We start from the raw sequence: 18093 nt of genomic DNA on the forward strand, positions 1-18093 counted from the left end.
GCTCGGAGTTGATGGTGAGGAACCCTTGGACGAGATAGCGGACAGTCGAAACGCTTGGCGCGCTTCCTGGACAACCCGGTTGCGCTCGCGGCTGCGGCGTCCGCTTGCGGTTTACCTCACCATTTTGCTGCTTGTCGCCATCGTCCCGTCATTCATGTTCTCGATGATCATCGTCAAGCGCAGCACCGACGAGCAGGAACGGGTGGTGACGGCTTTGCTCAAGGCATCGACAGGGTCGGTGACACGCATTGTCGAGCGCGAAGTCGATTCCATGATCAGCACGTTGAAAGTTTTTGCCGGCGCTTCCACGATCAAGGCATCGACGCTTGAAAATCTCTACAAAAATGCCGTGACCTCGCTCAGCGGCACGGATTCCTATTTGCTGCTGATCGACCGGGCGCACAACCAGTTGTTGAACACGCGCGTGCCGTTCGGAACAAAACTACCTAAGGCATCGGATCCGAGTTCCGTCGACGAAGCCTTCAAGGGCTCCGGGCCCCTGGTTTCGCACGTCTTTTTCGGCAGGACGGCGAAGAAATGGGTCTTCAACGTCTATCTGCCATCCGAAGATGGCGCCTATCTGCTGACCTTGACGCAAAATGCAGAAAATATGCAAAAGGCTGTCAACCAGGATATGCTGTCGCCGGGTTGGAACGCCGCGCTTCTCGACAGCGCCGGCAAGGTGGTCGTTTCATCCGATGCGAGCGTCGAAGTCGGGCAGCCGTTTTTCATGGATATCGTTCCGGCCCTTCGTGTCGGGGTCGGTGAGGCGACGCGGCACGGTGTCAGCTATCGCACGGTGACCGAGTTTTCCGTCCTGACCGGCTGGAAGATCGTTGCCTGGGCAAAGAAATCAGCGGTCGACGCGCCGGCCTTGTGGTCCTATCTCTGGCTATCGCTGGGCGGAATCTTGTTTGCGGGGATCGCCGTCGCCGGGTCGGTCGCGATTGCTGGACTTCTTGCGCAGGGTGTCACGATCATTGCCCGCGATGCCCGCCTTCTGGGAGCCGGACAGCCGATCGAACCGCGCCGTCACATGATCTCGGAAATCGAAACCGTATCCCTTGCCCTTTCGGAGGCGGCCCAGGCGAGGCGGGAGGCCGAAAATGAAATCCGCTTTCTGGCGCGAGAGGTGGCGCACCGGTCCAAAAACCAGCTGACGGTCATCCAGTCCATGCTCAACCAGTCGCTCAACGCCGCCGAGAGCCGGGTGGATTTTGCCGACAGCTTCCGGAAGCGCATCGCCGGTCTTGCTCGCTCTACGGACCTGATGATCGCCAATGCCGCCCTTGGGGTCGATTTCAGGGAACTGGCGCAAAACCAGTTGCAGCCATTCATTCCCGATGATCCGCAACGGGTAATTCTTTGCGGCCCGACCGTGCGCCTGGATACGCAGGTGTCCCAAATGCTCGGAATGGCCCTGCATGAACTGGCGACCAACGCGACGAAATATGGCGCGCTCGCCGACAGCAGGGGTGTCGTTGCTCTGACATGGACGCTTTCGGAAACGGAATTTCAGTTGGTCTGGCGCGAAACGGGCGTGGATATCAAATCCGATGCCAGTGCAGAACCCCGCAAGGGGTTTGGCACGATCGTGCTGGAGCGCATGCTGGGCATGTCGCTCGACGCGCGGCTTGAGCGGATCATGCATGGCGACGGTATCGAGTGGCGCGTCCTCATCGCGCAACACCGGCTGAATGCAAATCTGCCGAAGGATCTCGGGGCGGACCCGTTGTCGCTGAAAGGATGATCATGCGTCACGAATGTCTTGTCGTCGCCGCCGGACTTATGCTCGCACCATTGACGGTCGGCCAGGCGGCCGCTGCCGATTGTGTGGTAGCGGATCCCACGGGGACGCCGCTCAACGTCCGCATAGAGCCGAACGGGCAGATCCTGTCGAGGCTCGACAATGGTCGTGCCGTTGTCGTCCTGGCCGAGAAACGTGTCGGCGGAAAAGGCTGGGCTCAGGTGGCATCGGAGGGTGACGTGCTGGGTTGGGTCTTTGCTGCTTTTCTCGACTGCCGAACCGGCGCCTCCAATCTGAAATCGGCGCCGATGAAGCCCCGCCTTGCACCATAGCAAAGCCTCGGAGCGCCTCTTTCTTTTTGAAGAGGAATGGTTTATAGGCAGCGCCAGCATCAGACCCGATTCCGCGGACTTTTGCCTTCATGGCCGCAGCTAGACGACATCCCGGCTGTCGGCGACCCGAAATCCTCATCATTGAAAGGATGACACGATGTCGATCACTGCAGAGCGCAAGGCTGCGCTTATCAAGGAATACGCAATCGTCGAAGGCGATACCGGTTCTCCGGAAGTTCAGGTTGCCATCCTCACGGAACGGATCAACAACCTGACCGAACACTTCAAGGGTCACAAGAAGGACAACCACTCGCGTCGTGGCCTTCTGGCAATGGTTTCCACCCGCCGCTCGCTTCTCGACTACGTCAAGGGCAAGGAAGAGGCGCGGTATACCAAGCTGATCACGGCTCTCGGCATTCGCCGCTAAACCTTACCCGGCGGGCTCCCCGAGGCGCCCGCCGTTTCTTTTCGCGGGCTCCCCGCACGCGCTTCAGGCCGGACCGTTCCGGTTCACTGCCGAAGCGGACACACCAGCAGGCCGGATGGGCCGGCCCTGCGGAACCAACCGATGACCTGTCATGGGGCAGGATTGCAGGATGCTTCGGCGCTTGCGCGTTTTCCACGCACCGAAAGCATAGGGCTTTCAGGATGCGGCGGGGTCGCCGGCCGAATTGGAAGTCTCCCGCTGTCTTGCCCGTGATCTGTCATATCAGCGGAAACACTGCCGCCCGCGCCACACTGGCTGCGGCGCGGCATTGCCGCACACGAAGGACAAAACATGTTCGATACCCACACCGTCGAAATTGAATGGGCAGGCCGCCCGCTCAAACTCGAAACCGGCAAGATCGCCCGTCAGGCTGACGGCGCGGTTCTCGCCACCTACGGCGAAACCGTCGTTCTCGCCACCGTCGTTTCGGCCAAGTCGCCGAAGCCGGGCCAGGATTTCTTCCCGCTGACGGTCAACTATCAGGAAAAGACCTACGCAGCCGGCAAGATCCCCGGTGGCTATTTCAAGCGCGAAGGCCGTCCGTCGGAAAAGGAAACGCTGGTTTCCCGCCTGATCGACCGTCCGATCCGCCCGCTCTTCCCCGATGGCTACAAGAACGACACTCAGGTCGTCGTCACCGTCATGCAGCACGATCTGGAAAATGATCCCGACATCCTGTCGATGGTCGCAGCTTCCGCAGCCCTGACGATATCAGGCGTTCCCTTCATGGGTCCCGTCGGCGGTGCCCGTGTCGGTTACGTCAATGGCCAGTACGTGCTGAACCCGCATCTCGACGAAATGCCTGAATCGGTTCTCGACCTCGTTGTCGCAGGCACGCAGGACGCCGTACTGATGGTGGAATCGGAAGCCAAGGAACTGAACGAAGAGATTATGCTCGGCGCCGTCATGTTCGGCCACAAGGGCTTCCAGCCGGTCATCGACGCGATCATCAAGCTCGCCGAAGTGGCTGCCAAGGAACCGCGCGACTTCACCCCGGAAGATCATTCCGAACTCGAAGCCGAAATGCTCGGTATCGCCGAAACCGAACTGCGCGCTGCCTACAAGATCACCCAAAAGGCCGAGCGCTACGCTGCCGTCGATGCCGTCAAGGCCAAGGTGAAAGCACATTTCTTCCCGGAAGGTGCCGAGCCGAAATACACGAACGAAGTCATCGGCGCCGTCTTCAAGCACCTGCAGGCCAAGATCGTTCGCTGGAACATCCTCGATACCAAGAGCCGCATCGATGGCCGTGAACTCGACAAGGTTCGTGCGATCGTTTCCGAAGTCGGCATTCTGCCGCGCACCCATGGGTCGGCCCTGTTTACCCGCGGCGAAACGCAGGCGATCGTCGTTGCCACGCTCGGCACCGGGGAAGACGAACAGTACGTCGACAGCCTGACCGGGATGTACAAGGAGAAGTTCCTGCTGCACTACAACTTCCCGCCCTATTCGGTCGGTGAAACAGGCCGCATGGGCTCCCCGGGCCGCCGCGAAATCGGCCATGGCAAGCTCGCATGGCGCGCCATACGTCCGATGCTGCCGGCTGCGGACCAGTTCCCCTACACGCTGCGCGTCGTCTCCGAGATCACCGAATCCAACGGCTCGTCCTCGATGGCAACCGTCTGCGGCACCTCGCTGGCTCTGATGGATGCCGGCGTTCCCTTGGCAAAGCCGGTTGCCGGTATCGCCATGGGCCTGATCCTCGAAGGTGAGCGCTTTGCGGTTCTCTCCGACATCCTCGGCGACGAAGATCATCTTGGCGACATGGACTTCAAGGTTGCCGGTACCACGGATGGTATCACCTCGCTGCAGATGGACATCAAGATCGCCGGTATCACCGAAGAGATCATGAAGGTCGCTCTCGGTCAGGCACAGGCGGGCCGCAAGCACATCCTCGGCGAGATGGCCAACGCCATCACCGAAGGCCGCTCGCAACTCGGCGAATTCGCACCGCGCATCGAAGTCATGAACATTCCGGTCGACAAGATCCGTGAAGTCATCGGCTCGGGTGGTAAGATCATCCGTGAAATCGTCGAAAAGACCGGCGCCAAGATCAACATCGAAGACGATGGCACGATCAAGATCGCGTCGTCCTCCGCCAAGGAAATCGAAGCGGCCCGCAAGTGGATCCACTCGATCGTCGCGGAACCGGAAGTCGGCCAGATCTACGAAGGCACGGTCGTCAAGACCGCCGACTTCGGCGCTTTCGTCAACTTCTTCGGCCCGCGCGACGGTCTGGTGCACATCAGCCAATTGGCCTCCGATCGTGTTGCCAAGACCTCGGATGTCGTCAAGGAAGGCGACAAGGTCTGGGTCAAGCTGATGGGCTTCGACGAGCGCGGCAAGGTTCGCCTCTCCATGAAGGTTGTCGATCAGGCCACCGGCAAGGAAGTCACCAGGGGCGAAGGCGAAGCGGCTGAATAAGCCCGGCGCCTGACACCATTGCTACGGGCGCGGAGCGGATCGTTCCGCGCCCTTTCTTATTTTACCCGCTAGGACGACTGCCATGAGCCGCGACACGCTGAAGACCCTTTTCCATCCCTTCGATACCGGTGTCGTGCCAGCGCCTGCCGACGGTGAGCGTGTATTGTTCCTGGGTGCCGAGGCGGGTTACCGGCTGCCTGCGGAGTTCGCGGGCTCTGTTGCCGCCGTGCAGGCATCGCGACCGCTCTACAAGGCTCTGGAGGCCGCTAAAGCGGCGGTGACGCCCGTTGTTGAAGGCGAGGACTACGATGCCGCACTCATTCTGTGTGGCAAGCACAAGGGCGAGAACGAGGACCGGATCGCCGAGGCGCTGAAGCGCGTCAAGGTTGGCGGTCTGATCGTCGTGGCCGGCGGCAAGGACGATGGCATCCAGTCGCTGCGCAAGCGCGTCAACCAACTCGGCTGGGGCGGCGACAGCCTGCCCAAATATCACGGCATCGCCTTTTGGTTCGGGCGCCCGGAAGACGCAAGCGACGTGATCGCCAAATTTTCCAAGAAGCCGGTTCGCGTCGAGGGTCGTTTCGATGCGGCGCCTGGAATGTTTTCGCATGAAAAGGTGGATGCTGGATCCGAACTTCTGGCTTCGCGTTTTCCCGACGACTTCAAGGGGCATGCGGCCGATTTCGGCGCAGGCTGGGGGTATCTGTCCGTTTTGCTGGCTGAAAAGGCGCCGAACCTGAAGGGCATCGACCTATTCGAGGCCGATTATCATGCGCTGGAAGCGGCCCGGGCCAATCTCAAGGCCAACTGCCCGAATGTGCCGACCCGCTTCTTCTGGCAGGACCTGACATCGGAAGAGACCCGCGACAAATACGACCTGATCGTCATGAACCCGCCCTTCCACGAAACGCAGTCTGCCGATCCGGCGCTGGGTGCCGCGATGATCAAGGCGGCTGCAAAAGCGCTAAAGATCGGCGGAAAGCTGATGCTGGTCGCCAATCGCGGCTTGCCCTATGAGACGATTATGCCCGAGACCTTCAAGGAATGGGGCGAAACCTGCCGCAACGCCCGTTTCAAGGTGCTTTGGGGCAAGCGCTGAGCATTCCGGCGCAGCCAAACTGAACAATCTGTGCCGTTGATTTTCTGGAAAATACAAACTATAGTTGTGTCCCGGCTTGTTGGGGACATGCATGAATGCGGCTTTGGACAGCAGGTCTGTTTTTGGTGCTTGGCGCGGTCGTAGCGCATGCCGGACCGAAAAAAACAACAGAACAGCTGACGTGGGAATGGTTCAACGCAGGGGAAACCTATCGCCGCTATAAGGTGAAGGGCCCGGATGATCTGAAAATTTCTACCCATTATTTTCATCTGGCGGCCAAGAGCGGCAATAGCGCCGCCGCCTACAAGGTGGGTGAAGCCTACGAAAACGGCATCGGCGTAAAGCAGGATCCGGCCGTCGCGTTGGACTGGTATCGGGTTGCTGCCGCGGCAGGCGACAGACATGCCGAACTGAGGATCGGCTGGTTTTACCATAAGGGCATAACCGTGCCCGCCGATCCTGCCATGGCCGCTCAATGGTACAGGCGCTCGGCAGACAAAGACAACATCTGGGCCTACCACATGCTGGCTTTCATGCTGATGGACGGTGAGGGCGTTCCGCAGGATCGCGATCTCGCAAGGCACTATTTTGAAAAGAGCCTGCCCGTGACCAACGACCATTGGGCAAAGGTAAAGCTTGCACGGTTGATAGAGGAGAGCGACCCGTCACGGTCGTTGGCGCTGCTGCAGCAAGCGGAAACGGCCGGAAATCCGGAGGCGACAAAACGTCTTCGGGATAAGCGCTGACGTCTGCTTCGTATTGCTTTATCGACCAAACAGGTACAGGCTAAAGTCTGGCTGGCGCGGAACCCTGCGCAGCGCTGATGGAGCGTGCTGATGGCATCGATGTCTGGACACCGCCCGCCTGTCACCGAGGGCGTTGCCGAAGTGATGGCCAAGGATATCAAAAGCGGCGAGGGCAGGGGCATGACCTCCGAAGTGCCCCTCGCCTTTCAGACCGGGCGCCTGCCGCCAGATCCGGTGGTGCTGGGACAGACCCGCAAGCAGATGCTGCAGTTTGGCATCTTCGCCATTGGCCTGCTGCTGGTCCTGCTTGTCATATGGTGGACTGCCTGACGGCTCAGCCTTTCAAGGCCCGCTCGAACAGCCGCGACAGCCGCTCGGCGAAAGCCCGTGGATCCTCCGGCTTGTCGCCGTCGAGCACACGGGCCTGATCCAGCAGAAGCTTGACGGCGTCGGTGCGGAAGCCTTCGCTGCCGCTCGACGCCAGCGCCGCGATCAGTCCGTGAACGGGGTTGATCTCCAGGATCGGTTTGGCCGCCGTATCCAGCCGCCCGGCGCCCTGCAGCAGTTTTTCCAACTGGCGATCATAGGCCTGCTCCGGCGCAACGAGGCAGACGGCGCTTTCCGTCAGCCGGTCGGAAGCCCTGACATCCGAGACCGCTTCACCGAGCGTCGTTTTGGCAAAGGCGATAAAATCGCTGACATCCTTCGACGTTTCAGGGGAGGCCGAGGCTTCGCTTTCGGTCTTCGGCACTTGCGCCAGATCGGCCGCCCCTTGGGTGATCGATTTGAAGGGCTTTCCTTCGAAATCCGAGGCCGCCGTCACCCAGAAACTATCGACGGAATCCGTCAGCAGCAGAACTTCGATCCCGCGTGCACGAAAACCTTCGAGTTGCGGCGAAGACTTCAACCGGTCGAGATTGTCGCCTGCGAGGTAGTAGATCGCGGCCTGCGCGTCCTTCATGTCCTTGATGTAGTCGGCGAGGGAACGCGTCGCTTCATCGGAAAGCGTGGAGCGGAAACGCGACAGCGCGATCAATTGGGAACGGCGCTCGAAATCGTCATAGATACCCTCTTTCAGCACTGCGCCAAAGGCATCCCACAGCTTGGCAAAAGCGTCCTTGTCGTTTTCCTGAAGCTTTTCTATGGCCGTCAGAATGCGGCTCGTCAGGCCTTTGCGAATTGCCGCGAGGATCGGGCTTTCCTGGATCATTTCACGCGAGACATTGAGCGGCAGGTCGGCTGTATCGACCAGGCCACGCACAAAGCGTAGGTAACGCGGCAAAAGCTCGGCGTCGTCGGTAATGAAGACCCGCTTGACATAGAGCTTCATGCGGCCTTTGCCGTCCGGATCGAACAGATCGAGCGGCTTGGACTCCGGAACGAAGGCAAGGCCTGTATATTCGTGGCGACCCTCGGCGCGAAAATGCACGGTGAGCGCCGGTTCGTCATAAAATCCGGAGAGGCCACGATAAAAGTCGGTGTAGTCCTGCTTGGAGATGTCGTTGCGGGACTTCGTCCAAAGGGCAGTGCCGTCGCCGATGCGTTCAGCCTCTGCGCCAGGCTTTTCGATGATGTCGATCGGAACCGGCACATGGCCCGACTGGTCCTTGACAATGCGCGAGACGCTCCATTTCGCGGCATAGGTCTTGGCGTCGTCCATCAGGTGCAGCGTGATGCGCGTGCCGCGCGCCGGGGCGTCCGAGAGATCGGCTTCGGCCACCGTATAGCTGCCCTTGCCGTCTGATGACCAGAGAAAGGCATGATGGCTGCCCGCACGGCGTGAGATGACGTCGACCTGGTCGGCGACCATGAAGGCGGAATAAAAGCCGACACCGAACTGACCGATCAACTGGGCGCCTTCGCCGGCCTTTGCAGCTTCGACACGCTCCATGAAGGCACGAGTGCCGGAGCGGGCGATGGTGCCGAGCGCCTCGATCATGTCGTCACGGCTCATGCCGATGCCGTTGTCTTCAACAATGAGTTGATTGCTGTCGGCGTCGAGCGTCAGTGTGATGCGTGCGACCGCATCGTCGGTCAGGAGCTCGGGGGCTCCGATCGCCTCGTAGCGCAGCTTTTCACAGGCGTCGGCGGCATTGGAAATCAATTCCCGCAGAAAGACATCCTTGTCGGAATAGACGGAATGCACCATGAGGTGCAGCAGACGCGCGACGTCGGCCTCGAAAACATGGTTTTCGACGGGTGTGTCAGCAACATTGCTCATGCTTGAACTGCCTCAGTTTGAATCACGGAACTCTTGCGCGTTCTGAACTGGCAATAAACCGGGGGAAATTCAAGAGGTGCTCTCGACCTCCAACAGCCATTCAGCGTAGCGGCTCACTTAGGGCGCGCGTCTCGCCCTTGTAGCGGAGATTGCTGTGCAACACATTACGGCGGTTGCCGCCGTAATGTGTTGCAGGAATAGGCGATGATGACAGAAATCTTACTGCGGAATGCCCTCGTCGAAAGGCACAAGCTGAATATCGCGAGAAGGACGGATGTCTTCTACGCCGACGATGTGGCGAACTTTATCCACGACACCGGAATCTTCGGTGTGACCAAAAATCGCGCCGATTTCCGGCATGACATTATCAACAATGAAGCCTTTAGACACCGCGGTCTTGGCAATCGAACCAGTATCGGGAATATGCCCGCTGTCGACGACGATCGAATAACGTAGGCTACTCATGATCTTAACCTCTTCTATCGCGGAAGCGATACTGCATCTCGCGATGTTGTTCTGCGGAATATAGGTCAGGAGATTGCGAATTCAAACGATATTCGCGGCCGCCTGGTGTGGGGCAAGGACCAGACCCGCCCCGACATCCCTTGGAGGATGCGCTAGGCTACGTGTATTTTTCTTTAATGCCCGCCAAAGTTCCATGCCGCGCAGTGCCGGATCCGACTCTGCCCAAAGCGCGGCAATCCCGGCGGCGTGAGGGCAGGCCATGCTTGTACCGGACATGGTTCGATAAAGTTGGGGCGCCGGTGCAGTGGAAAAGATGCCGACACCTGGCGCCACGATATCAATCTCGCCGCCGTTGGGGTTGATGCCGCCACAGGAGAAATAGCCCAATGCGAAATTCGGATCGATCGCTCCGACTGCCATGATGCTCGCTGCGTTGGCTGGAGACGAAACAGGAGCAATGAAGCCGAACGAGCGATTGCTGTTGTTGCCGGCTGCTGCGATGATGAGACAGCCGTTGTCAAGCGCCTGTTGCCCGATCCGTTCATAGAGCACGCTCGGCAATTCTCCCTCGCGTACGGCGCCGCCGAGCGACATGGAAATGACCTCGCATCGATTGTCGATTGCCCATCGCATACCCCTCAGAATATCGCTCTCTGCGCCGAAACCGCGATTGTTCAAAACTTTGCCAACGTAAAGGTCGGCTCCAGGAGCAACGCCGAACCGAAGCATGTCCTTTTTGGCCGGATGGCCGCATGCCGTGCCGGCGCAATGGGTGCCATGTCCTTGAAGATCTTCGATATTTTCGTTGGCCACAAAACTTTTGTCGATGATGGAGCGGTTGATGAAATCCGGATGGTTCCGATCGATGCCTGTATCGAGTATGCAGATCTTGATACCCTTGCCTGTAAAAGGGCTGTCCAGCGCATGGGTAGCAGCAACACCCCAGCTTGAGGCATTTGTATCCACAAACTCCTGTTGCTTGAACAGGTAGAATTCCGGTCGTATTTCCACAACCGTCTCATCTGCCGCCAGTGTTTGCATCATGGTGGAATTACGGGCGTTGACGGGTTGTGGAATGAAGGCGACATGAAGATCTTCAATAAAGATCACGGATTGCGCGGTCGCCAATCCCGAAAGATTCGCAGTGCTCAGGGTGCTTGCTACTATGTCTGAATCTGTCTGCTTCTCGAGGGAGCGGACGGCGTCCTTACGTTCGACATCATCGCGGAAGGCGACAATAAGCGATCCGGTCGGTCGTGGCCGCTGATTTTCAAGAACCGGATTTGGCAGTATTTCATTTGCCATAGTAATTTAACCCCTCCTTTTCCGAGAAAGGAGAGAAATTACATATACAACTTAAAAATGCAATGGAAAATAACGCAACCTTATGCGTCTTATCCGTGTTATTCGGCGTCCGCCGTTCGCAAGGCCTCGAGTGCCGGCATCGAGGTGATGTTATAGCCCGAATCGACATAGTGAATCTCGCCGGTCACGCCGCTCGAGAGTGGCGAAAGCAGATAAAGCGCCGAATTGCCGACATCCTCAATCGTGACAGTGCGGCGCAACGGCGAGTTCTTCTGCTGCCAGGAGAGCATGGCGCGGGCGTCGGAAATGCCGGCGCCAGCCAGCGTGCGGATCGGGCCGGCCGAGATCGCGTTGACGCGGATGCCGCGCTGGCCATAATCGGAGGCGAGATAGCGCACGGACGCCTCGAGTGCAGCCTTGGCGACGCCCATGACGTTATAGTTCGGCATGACGCGCACGGAGCCGCCATAGGTCAGCGTCAGCATGGTACCACCGTCCGTCATCAGGTCTGCCGCCCGCCTGGCGATCTCGGTGAACGAGAAGCATGAAATGACCATGGTCCGGCTAAAGTTTTCACGCGAGGTATCGGCGTAAAGGCCCTTCAGTTCGTTCTTGTCGGAAAAGCCGATGGCATGAACGATGAAATCGAGCTTGCCCCATTTTTCCTTCAGTGCGTCGATGACGGCATCCACTGAAGCGATGTCTTCGACGTCGCATGGCAGGAGGATATCGGACTTCAACTCCGCCGCCAGCGGCTTGACGCGCTTGCCCAGCGCCTCGCCCTGATAGGTGAAGGCAAGCTCCGCACCTTCGGCCGAAAGCGCTTTTGCAATGCCCCAGGCAATCGAGTGGCTGTTGGCCACCCCCATGATGAGGCCGCGCTTTCCGTTCATCAAACCGTTCATAGATTTCATCCGTTATAGCGCTGGAAAACGAGCGTCGCGTTTGTGCCGCCGAAGCCGAAGGAGTTGGAAAGGGCGATGTCGATCTTGGCATTGTCGATACGCTCGCGCACGATTGGCACGCCGTCGAATTCTGGATCGAGTTCGGTGATATGCGCGCTTTCGCCGACAAAGCCAGCCTGCATCATCAACAGGGAATAGATGGATTCCTGCACGCCGGCAGCGCCAAGCGAATGGCCGGTCAGCGACTTGGTCGACTGGATATGCGGGATCTTGTTGCCGAAGACCTCGCGGATCGCACCGATCTCCTTGCTGTCGCCGACGGGCGTCGAGGTGCCGTGCGTGTTGACGTAGTCCACCTCGCCCTTGACCGTGGCGAGCGCCTGGCGCATGCAGCGCGCCGCGCCTTCCCCGGACGGAGCAACCATGTCGTAGCCATCCGACGTTGCGCCGTAACCGGTGATCTCGGCGTAGATCTTTGCACCGCGGGCCTTGGCGTGTTCCAGTTCTTCCAGAACGAGAACGCCAGCCCCGCCGGCGATCACGAAGCCGTCGCGCGACACGTCATAGGCGCGGGAAGCAGTAGATGGCGTGCTGTTATATTTCGAGGACATGGCGCCCATGGCGTCGAACAGGTTCGACATGGTCCAGTCGAGATCCTCGTGACCGCCGGCGAACATCACGTCCTGCTTGCCCCACTGGATCATTTCAGCCGCATTGCCGATGCAATGCGCGGATGTCGAACAGGCCGAGGAGATCGAATAATTGACGCCATGGATTTTGAACCAGGTGGCCAGCGTCGCCGAAGCCGTGGAGGACATTGCCTTCGGCACGGCAAAGGGGCCGATCCGCTTTGGTGAATTGTTCTTGATGGTGATATCGGCCGCCTCGATCAGGGTCCGCGTCGAAGGACCGCCGGAACCCATGATGATGCCCGTGCGCTCGTTGCCACCGATATCGCTGTCTTCAAGGCCGGAATCGGCGATGGCCTGTTTCATTGCAACATGGTTCCACATGCCGCCTTGCGACAGGAAGCGTGCGGCACGGCGATCGATCATATCGGTGGTATCGATGTCGGGAGCGCCCCAGACCTGGCACCGGAAGCCGTGTTCGGCAAAATCGTTGGAAAACGAGATGCCGGATTTTGCCTCGCGTAGCGATTCGGTAACTTCCTGCGCATTGTTCCCGATGGAGGAAACAATACCCAGACCTGTGACAACAACCCGTCTCATATGGATGACCTTTTCCTTCATAGCTGAGGGCCGGCGTGCCGCGTCAGGCAGCCTTTTCCTTCGACAAGCCGACGCGAAGGTCGGTTGCCTGATATATGGTTTCGCCATCCGCTTTTAGCCAGCCATCCGCTATGCCCAGAACGAGGCGACCGCGCATGACACGCTTGAAATCGATTCCATATTCAAGAAGCTTTGTGTGCGGGCGCACCATGCCTTTGAATTTCACTTCCCCCGTCGACAGCGCCATGCCGCGGCCTTGCTCGCCGAGCCAGCCGAGGAAGAAGCCGGTAAGCTGCCACATGCCGTCGAGACCCAGGCACCCGGGCATGATCGGATTGCCCTGAAAATGGCAGGGGAAATACCAGTCATCGGGCCGGACATCATATTCGGCGCGGATGTAACCCTTGTCGAAGGTGCCGCCGGTTTCGGAGATGTCGGTGATGCGATGAACCATCAGCATTGGCGGCAGGGGGAGTTGAGCATTGCCCTGGCCAAACAGTTCACCACGACCGCAAGTCAGGATTTCTTCATAATTGAAGCTCGATTGTCTGGTCGTCATAAGCAGCCGTTTCCCCGCTAGTCCGTTTTTCGTTGACTTGGTTTAGAACAAGATGAGCACAATTTGAAGCGATGGCCTTTCCGAACAAGGTCCCGCTACGCATTTCGATCGCCCGGTACAAGGTTTATTTCCGCCGTCGCATACATGATGGGCACACCAACGGCCAGTGATAATTCCCCGGTAACCCGAGTTTTAGGTCGTTTTCCCGGTTCGAGCAGACCGCAACCCCGTAACAACTATTGAAAGCTTGCGCAGCAAAAGTTATATCGGCACTGAACGACTATAGTGCAATAGCTGGAAAGCCGGGTCCGTCTCTATGACGTCTGCCATTGATATCTGTTCGGAAGAGCGTCTGCGGCAGTCCGGGCTAAGGCCGACGCGTCAGCGGATGGCGCTGGCCGAGCTGATCTTCGCCAAGGGCGACAGGCATCTGACTGTAGAGGAATTGCACGAGGAGGCTGTGGCGGCGGGCGTCCCGGTTTCTCTGGCCACCGTCTATAATACGCTTCATCAGTTCACCGAGGCCGGTATGATCCGGGTTCTCGCCGTGGAAAGTTCCCGGACCTATTTCGACACCAACGTGTCCGACCACCATCATTTCTTCGTCGAAGGCCACAATGAGGTTCTCGATATTCCGGTCAACAATATCGAGATCGGCAATCTTCCCGAACCACCGGAGGGGATGGAAATCGCCCATGTCGACGTGGTTATCCGTCTGCGCCGCAAGCACGGCTAAATTTTCTACATGACATCGTCGGGATGCCGACCCGGTGTATGCGCCCCCGTCGGCAACGTCCAGCCGTATTTCAAGGCTCCGCCCCGGACGGCAAAAGCCGTCACCACGCCGAGACCCGAGGCAACCAGCAGCGGGGCTGCGAGCGTGGCGGCAAGCGTAAAGACCCCGGCACCGGCCAGCGCCGCCGTCACGTAGATTTCGGGCCGGAGCAGCACCGAAGGTTCCCCGGCCAGGAGATCGCGCAAAATGCCGCCGAACGTTGCCGTCAGCATGCCGGTCACCAGCGCCACAAGCGGCGATCCTGTTGCGGCAAGTCCCTTCGCCGCCCCCATGACGCAATAGGCCGAGAGCCCGACCGCATCGAGCCAGACCAGGAAAATATAGCGCGATTCCATTTTATGGGCGGAAAAGAACACCAGAACCGCTACGGAGCCGCAGACCACGAGATAGAAGGGGTTGGCGACCCAGAAAACCGGTGTCGCCCCGAGGATGACATCACGCAGCGTTCCCCCGCCGATGCCGGTTACGGAGGCGAGGAAGATGTATCCGATGATGTCCAACTGCTTGCGTGATGCCGAGAGCGCCCCGGTTGCCGCAAAGACGGCTACCCCTGCATAGTCGAGAATTTCAAGGATCGGCATGTTTCCCTCCGCCATCCACGAGAGAGGGACCACAACCGCCCTGCCGCGTCAACTATAGCCTATTGCGGAAACAGCCTGTGGGTGCGGCCACTGGCGTAATAGACAGCCAGTCCCGTCCACTCCCGGATCGCCGTCGTCGTCAACTGGGCATTCAGCGAGGGTTGGCTGAAATCGAGCCCAAGGGTAAGCCTTCCGCTGGTCCGATAATCGACGGGCCATGGCGTTACCGCGATGCCGAGCTTGCGGAACAGTCCGACCGAACGCGGCATATGAAAGGCCGACGTGATCAGGATGCAGCCTGCAAGGCCGTTCTGCTCGAGCAGTTGCCGGGTGTTGGAGACATTCTCGAAGGTCGTGCGGGACTGCGCCTCACGGATAATCCGCTCCGGCGCGATGCCGAAGGTGGAGAAAAAGGCGAGCGAGGCCTGGGCATCGCCCTGATAATCGCCGCTGAACGAACCGTCGCCACCGGAGACGAGTATTTTTGCTCCGGGGAAGGCGATGGCGAGCTTCGCGCCTTCGATGAACCGGTCGGCCGCCTGGTTGAACTCGGTGCCGCCCCGCCCGGCAATCACCTCATTTTCGAAAGCACCGCCAAGGATGATGATGCAGGAAAGATCCGGAGGAAGATGTGCCGGACGTGCAATTCGGACTTCCAGTCTCTGCAGCAGGACGCCGCCGCCGCTGGTGAACAGGGTCAGGAAAAACAGCGTCGCCGCCAGGCCCGCCGGGAAACCGCGGAACTTGCGCCAGCCCGCGGCGCCCGCCACGAAACTTGCAATGAAAAGCAGGAAAATCAGCGAGAGCGGCTGCGCAAGCAGCCATAGAACTTTCGAGACAAGGAACATCAGGGCCTGCGATTAGCGGGGTTCATTCGCACCAGGGATGTATAGGCAGGCTTGGGCGGGGTCGGTCAAGTTCAACGTCGCAAACCGTGACCGCGGTTTCCTTCCGCGCCGGCATTCCGTTGTTCAGCGCCGTCCAAAGGTCGGTGTCTGTGCCGGTTGAGCGGTCGATGTTTTGCCGCGCCGCAGATAGATCAGTCCAGCCGCCAGCAGGGCGCCTGCGGTGATGATCGCAACAGCGAGTACCGGGCGATAGGCGATCCAGGCGATGGCAATGACCAGCGGCCCGAGGATCAGGGTCAAAACGCCGGCGACAACCGAAGTACCGAATCCGACGATCGACCCGATGAAGGGGATGACGTCGGCGATGATGCCGAGGATCGACAGCATGAGGATGAAGCCGATGAACATGCCGAGCAGGCCGGCCGCGCGGATGACCCAGGTGATCAGCGTGTTCTCGCTCTGGGCTGCATCGAACAGGGTCGGCGCATCGACCAAGCCTGCCGCGCTCAGGAACAGCTCGCGTCCGTTGGAGGCGCGGTAGCCCGTTACGCGGCGCTCCTTCTGGGCGCCGACGAAGCTCGCCTCGGAAATATCTTCTCTGGTAAAGCTGACGCGCAGATCGCCGATGGACGGGCTCTGGCGGTTGCCCGACACATAGACCGTTGTGCCTTCCAGTCTGCCGGATCTCCCCGTTCCGAGCGCCGCCGAAATCCGGCTGACCTGATCGGCGGTCAGCGGCATCGCCTTGTCCTTGGCGATGTCTGCGACAGCTTTCCCGTCGATGGTAAAGGCACCCAGCGCAGCGTTCTCGACGAGGAAACGCTCGCCCTCGATCGGCATATCGGGATTTTGGTGCTCGCCCGGCTGTTTGAAATCGGAGGAATCGACGCGGCCCGACCGCCAGGCCTTGGAGTAGCTGTAGGTCGTCACGGTTTCCTCGCCACCGCCGAGCGTCTTCTTCGTTTCGCTCTTGCTGTCTTCGATCCACTGGTACATATCGACCCTGCGGCTAAGGCCTGCCGCACCCTGCGCGGCAATGCCGAGGATCGGATCTTCGGGCGTCCCCTGCGGCGTCACGCTTCCGGAAACATGAACGAGCTTGCCTTCGTTGGCCGGATCGACCGTGCCGCTTGCGACAGAGACGACCAGCCCGGCGCCTTCCGATAGCGCCCGGTAGGTCTGGACGGACCGGCCCTCGTTCCAGGACAGGAGCCAGATCATTCCGAAGACCAGAAGAGGGCCGATAACGAGCCCCACCAGTCCGCTCTTCAACCGGGAAAACCAGGAATTCCTCGTTGTTTCTGTAAAGCTCATGTCCCGTCTCCCTACGCCGCCTGTCCGCTTTCCCACGGACGGACGGGTACATTTATTCATGCGATCTCCTGCTATCAGAAATTCAGAAAAACGGAATATATCGCGTCCTTTCGAAAGGAACATTCTGACCGTCGGCTCGCACTCGGCCTGGCGTCCGATACCCAGGATGCTATAGAAAGGAAACAGCTGGCGAAATGCATTTCAAAACATGCCAACCCCGCAGTCACCGCCTGCAGGATCGAGCTGCTATGCTTGGCATTGCAGGACTTCGGGTGTGTCGCGCCCGGAAATCCGCACCGCCGAAAGCCTGCCGCTCATATAGGCGCCGGTATCGACATTGATCCGGGACGGGCCGATCTCGACGTCTCGCACCGGCGTATGGCCGTGAACCGCGATGCGGCCGAGCGTTGACTGGACTTTCCCTTTTTTATCCGGTCGCAGCCACAAAAGATCGCGATCCTTTTGCTCGGGAAGAGAGACGCCCTCTTTCAGCCCTGCATGGACGAAGCAGTAGGCCGGTACACAGAGCAGCGAAGGCAGATCGTCAAGAAAGCGGAAATGGCTGGCGGGGATGTGTTTCCTCAGGGCGCTCTTCAGCGCGGAGCGGCTTGCCGGCAGCTTGTGAAGACCGTAGGAGTGCAGTGTTTCCCTGCCGCCGAAATCGAGCCAACGATGGTCGAGAGAAGGATTGCGCAGAAAATCCAGCATCACCTCTTCATGGTTGCCGGCGAGGCAAAATCGTTGGAGGTCGGCGCGGAAAGGCGTCATCAGGCGTTCGAGCACGGAAGCGGACCCTGGGCCGCGATCGACGTAGTCGCCGAGCATGACAACCCATTTGGTTCCCTCGCGGCGGCGGCTGTCCTCGACGATCGCCTCCTCCATCTGCTGCAGAAGATCGTCGCGGCCATGCACATCGCCGACAGCGTAGATATGTTCCGGCCGCCGGTCGAAAAACAGCTTTTGCCTTTGCCCGGCCGGCTTATTCGGCAGCAAACCCTGCAGAAGGCGCAAAATGCCAGCAATCATCGAAGCCTT

The 18093-nt window shown here is 59.4% G+C and carries 18 protein-coding genes; 8 read left to right on the top strand and 10 right to left on the bottom strand.

From position 1 onward, the window contains the following. Nucleotides 1–25 precede the first annotated feature (25 nt). From PY308_RS01605 to PY308_RS01635, 7 genes are all read left to right on the top strand, one after another. A complete protein-coding gene (locus tag PY308_RS01605) occupies nucleotides 26–1750 on the top strand; it encodes a sensor histidine kinase (RefSeq protein WP_275787315.1) in 1725 nt (574 codons plus the stop codon). Between the two features lie 2 nt (nucleotides 1751–1752). Then, entirely contained in the window at nucleotides 1753–2079 is a 327-nt protein-coding gene (locus tag PY308_RS01610; RefSeq protein WP_275787316.1) for an SH3 domain-containing protein, read from the top strand. A gap of 157 nt (nucleotides 2080–2236) precedes the next feature. Beyond that, nucleotides 2237–2506 carry a 30S ribosomal protein S15 gene (gene rpsO, locus PY308_RS01615; RefSeq protein WP_037103961.1) on the top strand — a complete coding sequence of 90 codons (270 nt, stop codon included), beginning with the start codon at nucleotides 2237–2239 and terminating at the stop codon, nucleotides 2504–2506. 351 nt (nucleotides 2507–2857) lie between these two features. Next, the gene (pnp, locus tag PY308_RS01620) at nucleotides 2858–4990 is read left to right on the top strand and encodes a polyribonucleotide nucleotidyltransferase (RefSeq protein WP_275787318.1); all 2133 of its coding nucleotides are present in this window, start codon (nucleotides 2858–2860) and stop codon (nucleotides 4988–4990) included. Between the two features lie 82 nt (nucleotides 4991–5072). Continuing rightward, on the top strand, nucleotides 5073–6089 hold the full coding sequence (locus PY308_RS01625) for a class I SAM-dependent methyltransferase (RefSeq protein ID WP_275787320.1): 1017 nt from the start codon (nucleotides 5073–5075) through the stop codon (nucleotides 6087–6089). A gap of 95 nt (nucleotides 6090–6184) precedes the next feature. Continuing rightward, complete coding sequence (locus PY308_RS01630; protein ID WP_275787323.1) at nucleotides 6185–6835, top strand: tetratricopeptide repeat protein; 651 nt, start codon at nucleotides 6185–6187, stop codon at nucleotides 6833–6835. Nucleotides 6836–6925: 90 nt separating this feature from the next. Continuing rightward, the gene (locus PY308_RS01635; protein WP_275787324.1) at nucleotides 6926–7165 is read left to right on the top strand and encodes a hypothetical protein; all 240 of its coding nucleotides are present in this window, start codon (nucleotides 6926–6928) and stop codon (nucleotides 7163–7165) included. Between the two features lie 4 nt (nucleotides 7166–7169). Here PY308_RS01635 and htpG read toward each other — a convergent pair whose 3' ends face one another. From htpG to fabA, 6 genes are all read right to left on the bottom strand, one after another. Next, nucleotides 7170–9056, bottom strand: a complete 1887-nt coding sequence (gene htpG / locus PY308_RS01640; protein ID WP_275787327.1) for a molecular chaperone HtpG — start codon at nucleotides 9054–9056, stop codon at nucleotides 7170–7172. A gap of 219 nt (nucleotides 9057–9275) precedes the next feature. Next, nucleotides 9276–9521 carry a hypothetical protein gene (locus PY308_RS01645; RefSeq protein WP_275787330.1) on the bottom strand — a complete coding sequence of 82 codons (246 nt, stop codon included), beginning with the start codon at nucleotides 9519–9521 and terminating at the stop codon, nucleotides 9276–9278. Nucleotides 9522–9602: 81 nt separating this feature from the next. Next, on the bottom strand, nucleotides 9603–10826 hold the full coding sequence (locus PY308_RS01650; RefSeq protein ID WP_275787331.1) for a S8 family peptidase: 1224 nt from the start codon (nucleotides 10824–10826) through the stop codon (nucleotides 9603–9605). A gap of 98 nt (nucleotides 10827–10924) precedes the next feature. Further along, a complete protein-coding gene (fabI, locus tag PY308_RS01655; RefSeq protein ID WP_275787333.1) occupies nucleotides 10925–11731 on the bottom strand; it encodes an enoyl-ACP reductase FabI in 807 nt (268 codons plus the stop codon). A gap of 5 nt (nucleotides 11732–11736) precedes the next feature. Further along, entirely contained in the window at nucleotides 11737–12960 is a 1224-nt protein-coding gene (gene fabB, locus PY308_RS01660; protein ID WP_275787336.1) for a beta-ketoacyl-ACP synthase I, read from the bottom strand. A gap of 43 nt (nucleotides 12961–13003) precedes the next feature. Then, the gene (gene fabA / locus PY308_RS01665) at nucleotides 13004–13519 is read right to left on the bottom strand and encodes a 3-hydroxyacyl-[acyl-carrier-protein] dehydratase FabA (RefSeq protein ID WP_275787339.1); all 516 of its coding nucleotides are present in this window, start codon (nucleotides 13517–13519) and stop codon (nucleotides 13004–13006) included. Between the two features lie 316 nt (nucleotides 13520–13835). On the opposite strand from fabA, the gene irrA reads away from it, so the two are divergent. Continuing rightward, the gene (gene irrA / locus PY308_RS01670) at nucleotides 13836–14255 is read left to right on the top strand and encodes an iron response transcriptional regulator IrrA (RefSeq protein WP_275787340.1); all 420 of its coding nucleotides are present in this window, start codon (nucleotides 13836–13838) and stop codon (nucleotides 14253–14255) included. A 5-nt stretch (nucleotides 14256–14260) separates the two neighbouring features. Here irrA and PY308_RS01675 read toward each other — a convergent pair whose 3' ends face one another. The 4 genes from PY308_RS01675 to PY308_RS01690 form a co-directional block, all read right to left on the bottom strand. Continuing rightward, nucleotides 14261–14896, bottom strand: coding sequence for a trimeric intracellular cation channel family protein (locus PY308_RS01675; RefSeq protein ID WP_275787343.1), 636 nt, complete (start codon nucleotides 14894–14896; stop codon nucleotides 14261–14263). A gap of 59 nt (nucleotides 14897–14955) precedes the next feature. Further along, on the bottom strand, nucleotides 14956–15744 hold the full coding sequence (locus PY308_RS01680) for a YdcF family protein (RefSeq protein ID WP_275787345.1): 789 nt from the start codon (nucleotides 15742–15744) through the stop codon (nucleotides 14956–14958). A 123-nt stretch (nucleotides 15745–15867) separates the two neighbouring features. After that, entirely contained in the window at nucleotides 15868–17058 is a 1191-nt protein-coding gene (locus PY308_RS01685) for a TMEM43 family protein (protein WP_275787348.1), read from the bottom strand. 246 nt (nucleotides 17059–17304) lie between these two features. Further along, nucleotides 17305–18084, bottom strand: a complete 780-nt coding sequence (locus PY308_RS01690) for a metallophosphoesterase family protein (protein WP_275787350.1) — start codon at nucleotides 18082–18084, stop codon at nucleotides 17305–17307. Nucleotides 18085–18093: the final 9 nt, after the last annotated feature.

The sequence above is a fragment of the Pararhizobium gei genome (genome assembly GCF_029223885.1).
GTDB lineage: Bacteria > Pseudomonadota > Alphaproteobacteria > Rhizobiales > Rhizobiaceae > Pararhizobium > Pararhizobium gei.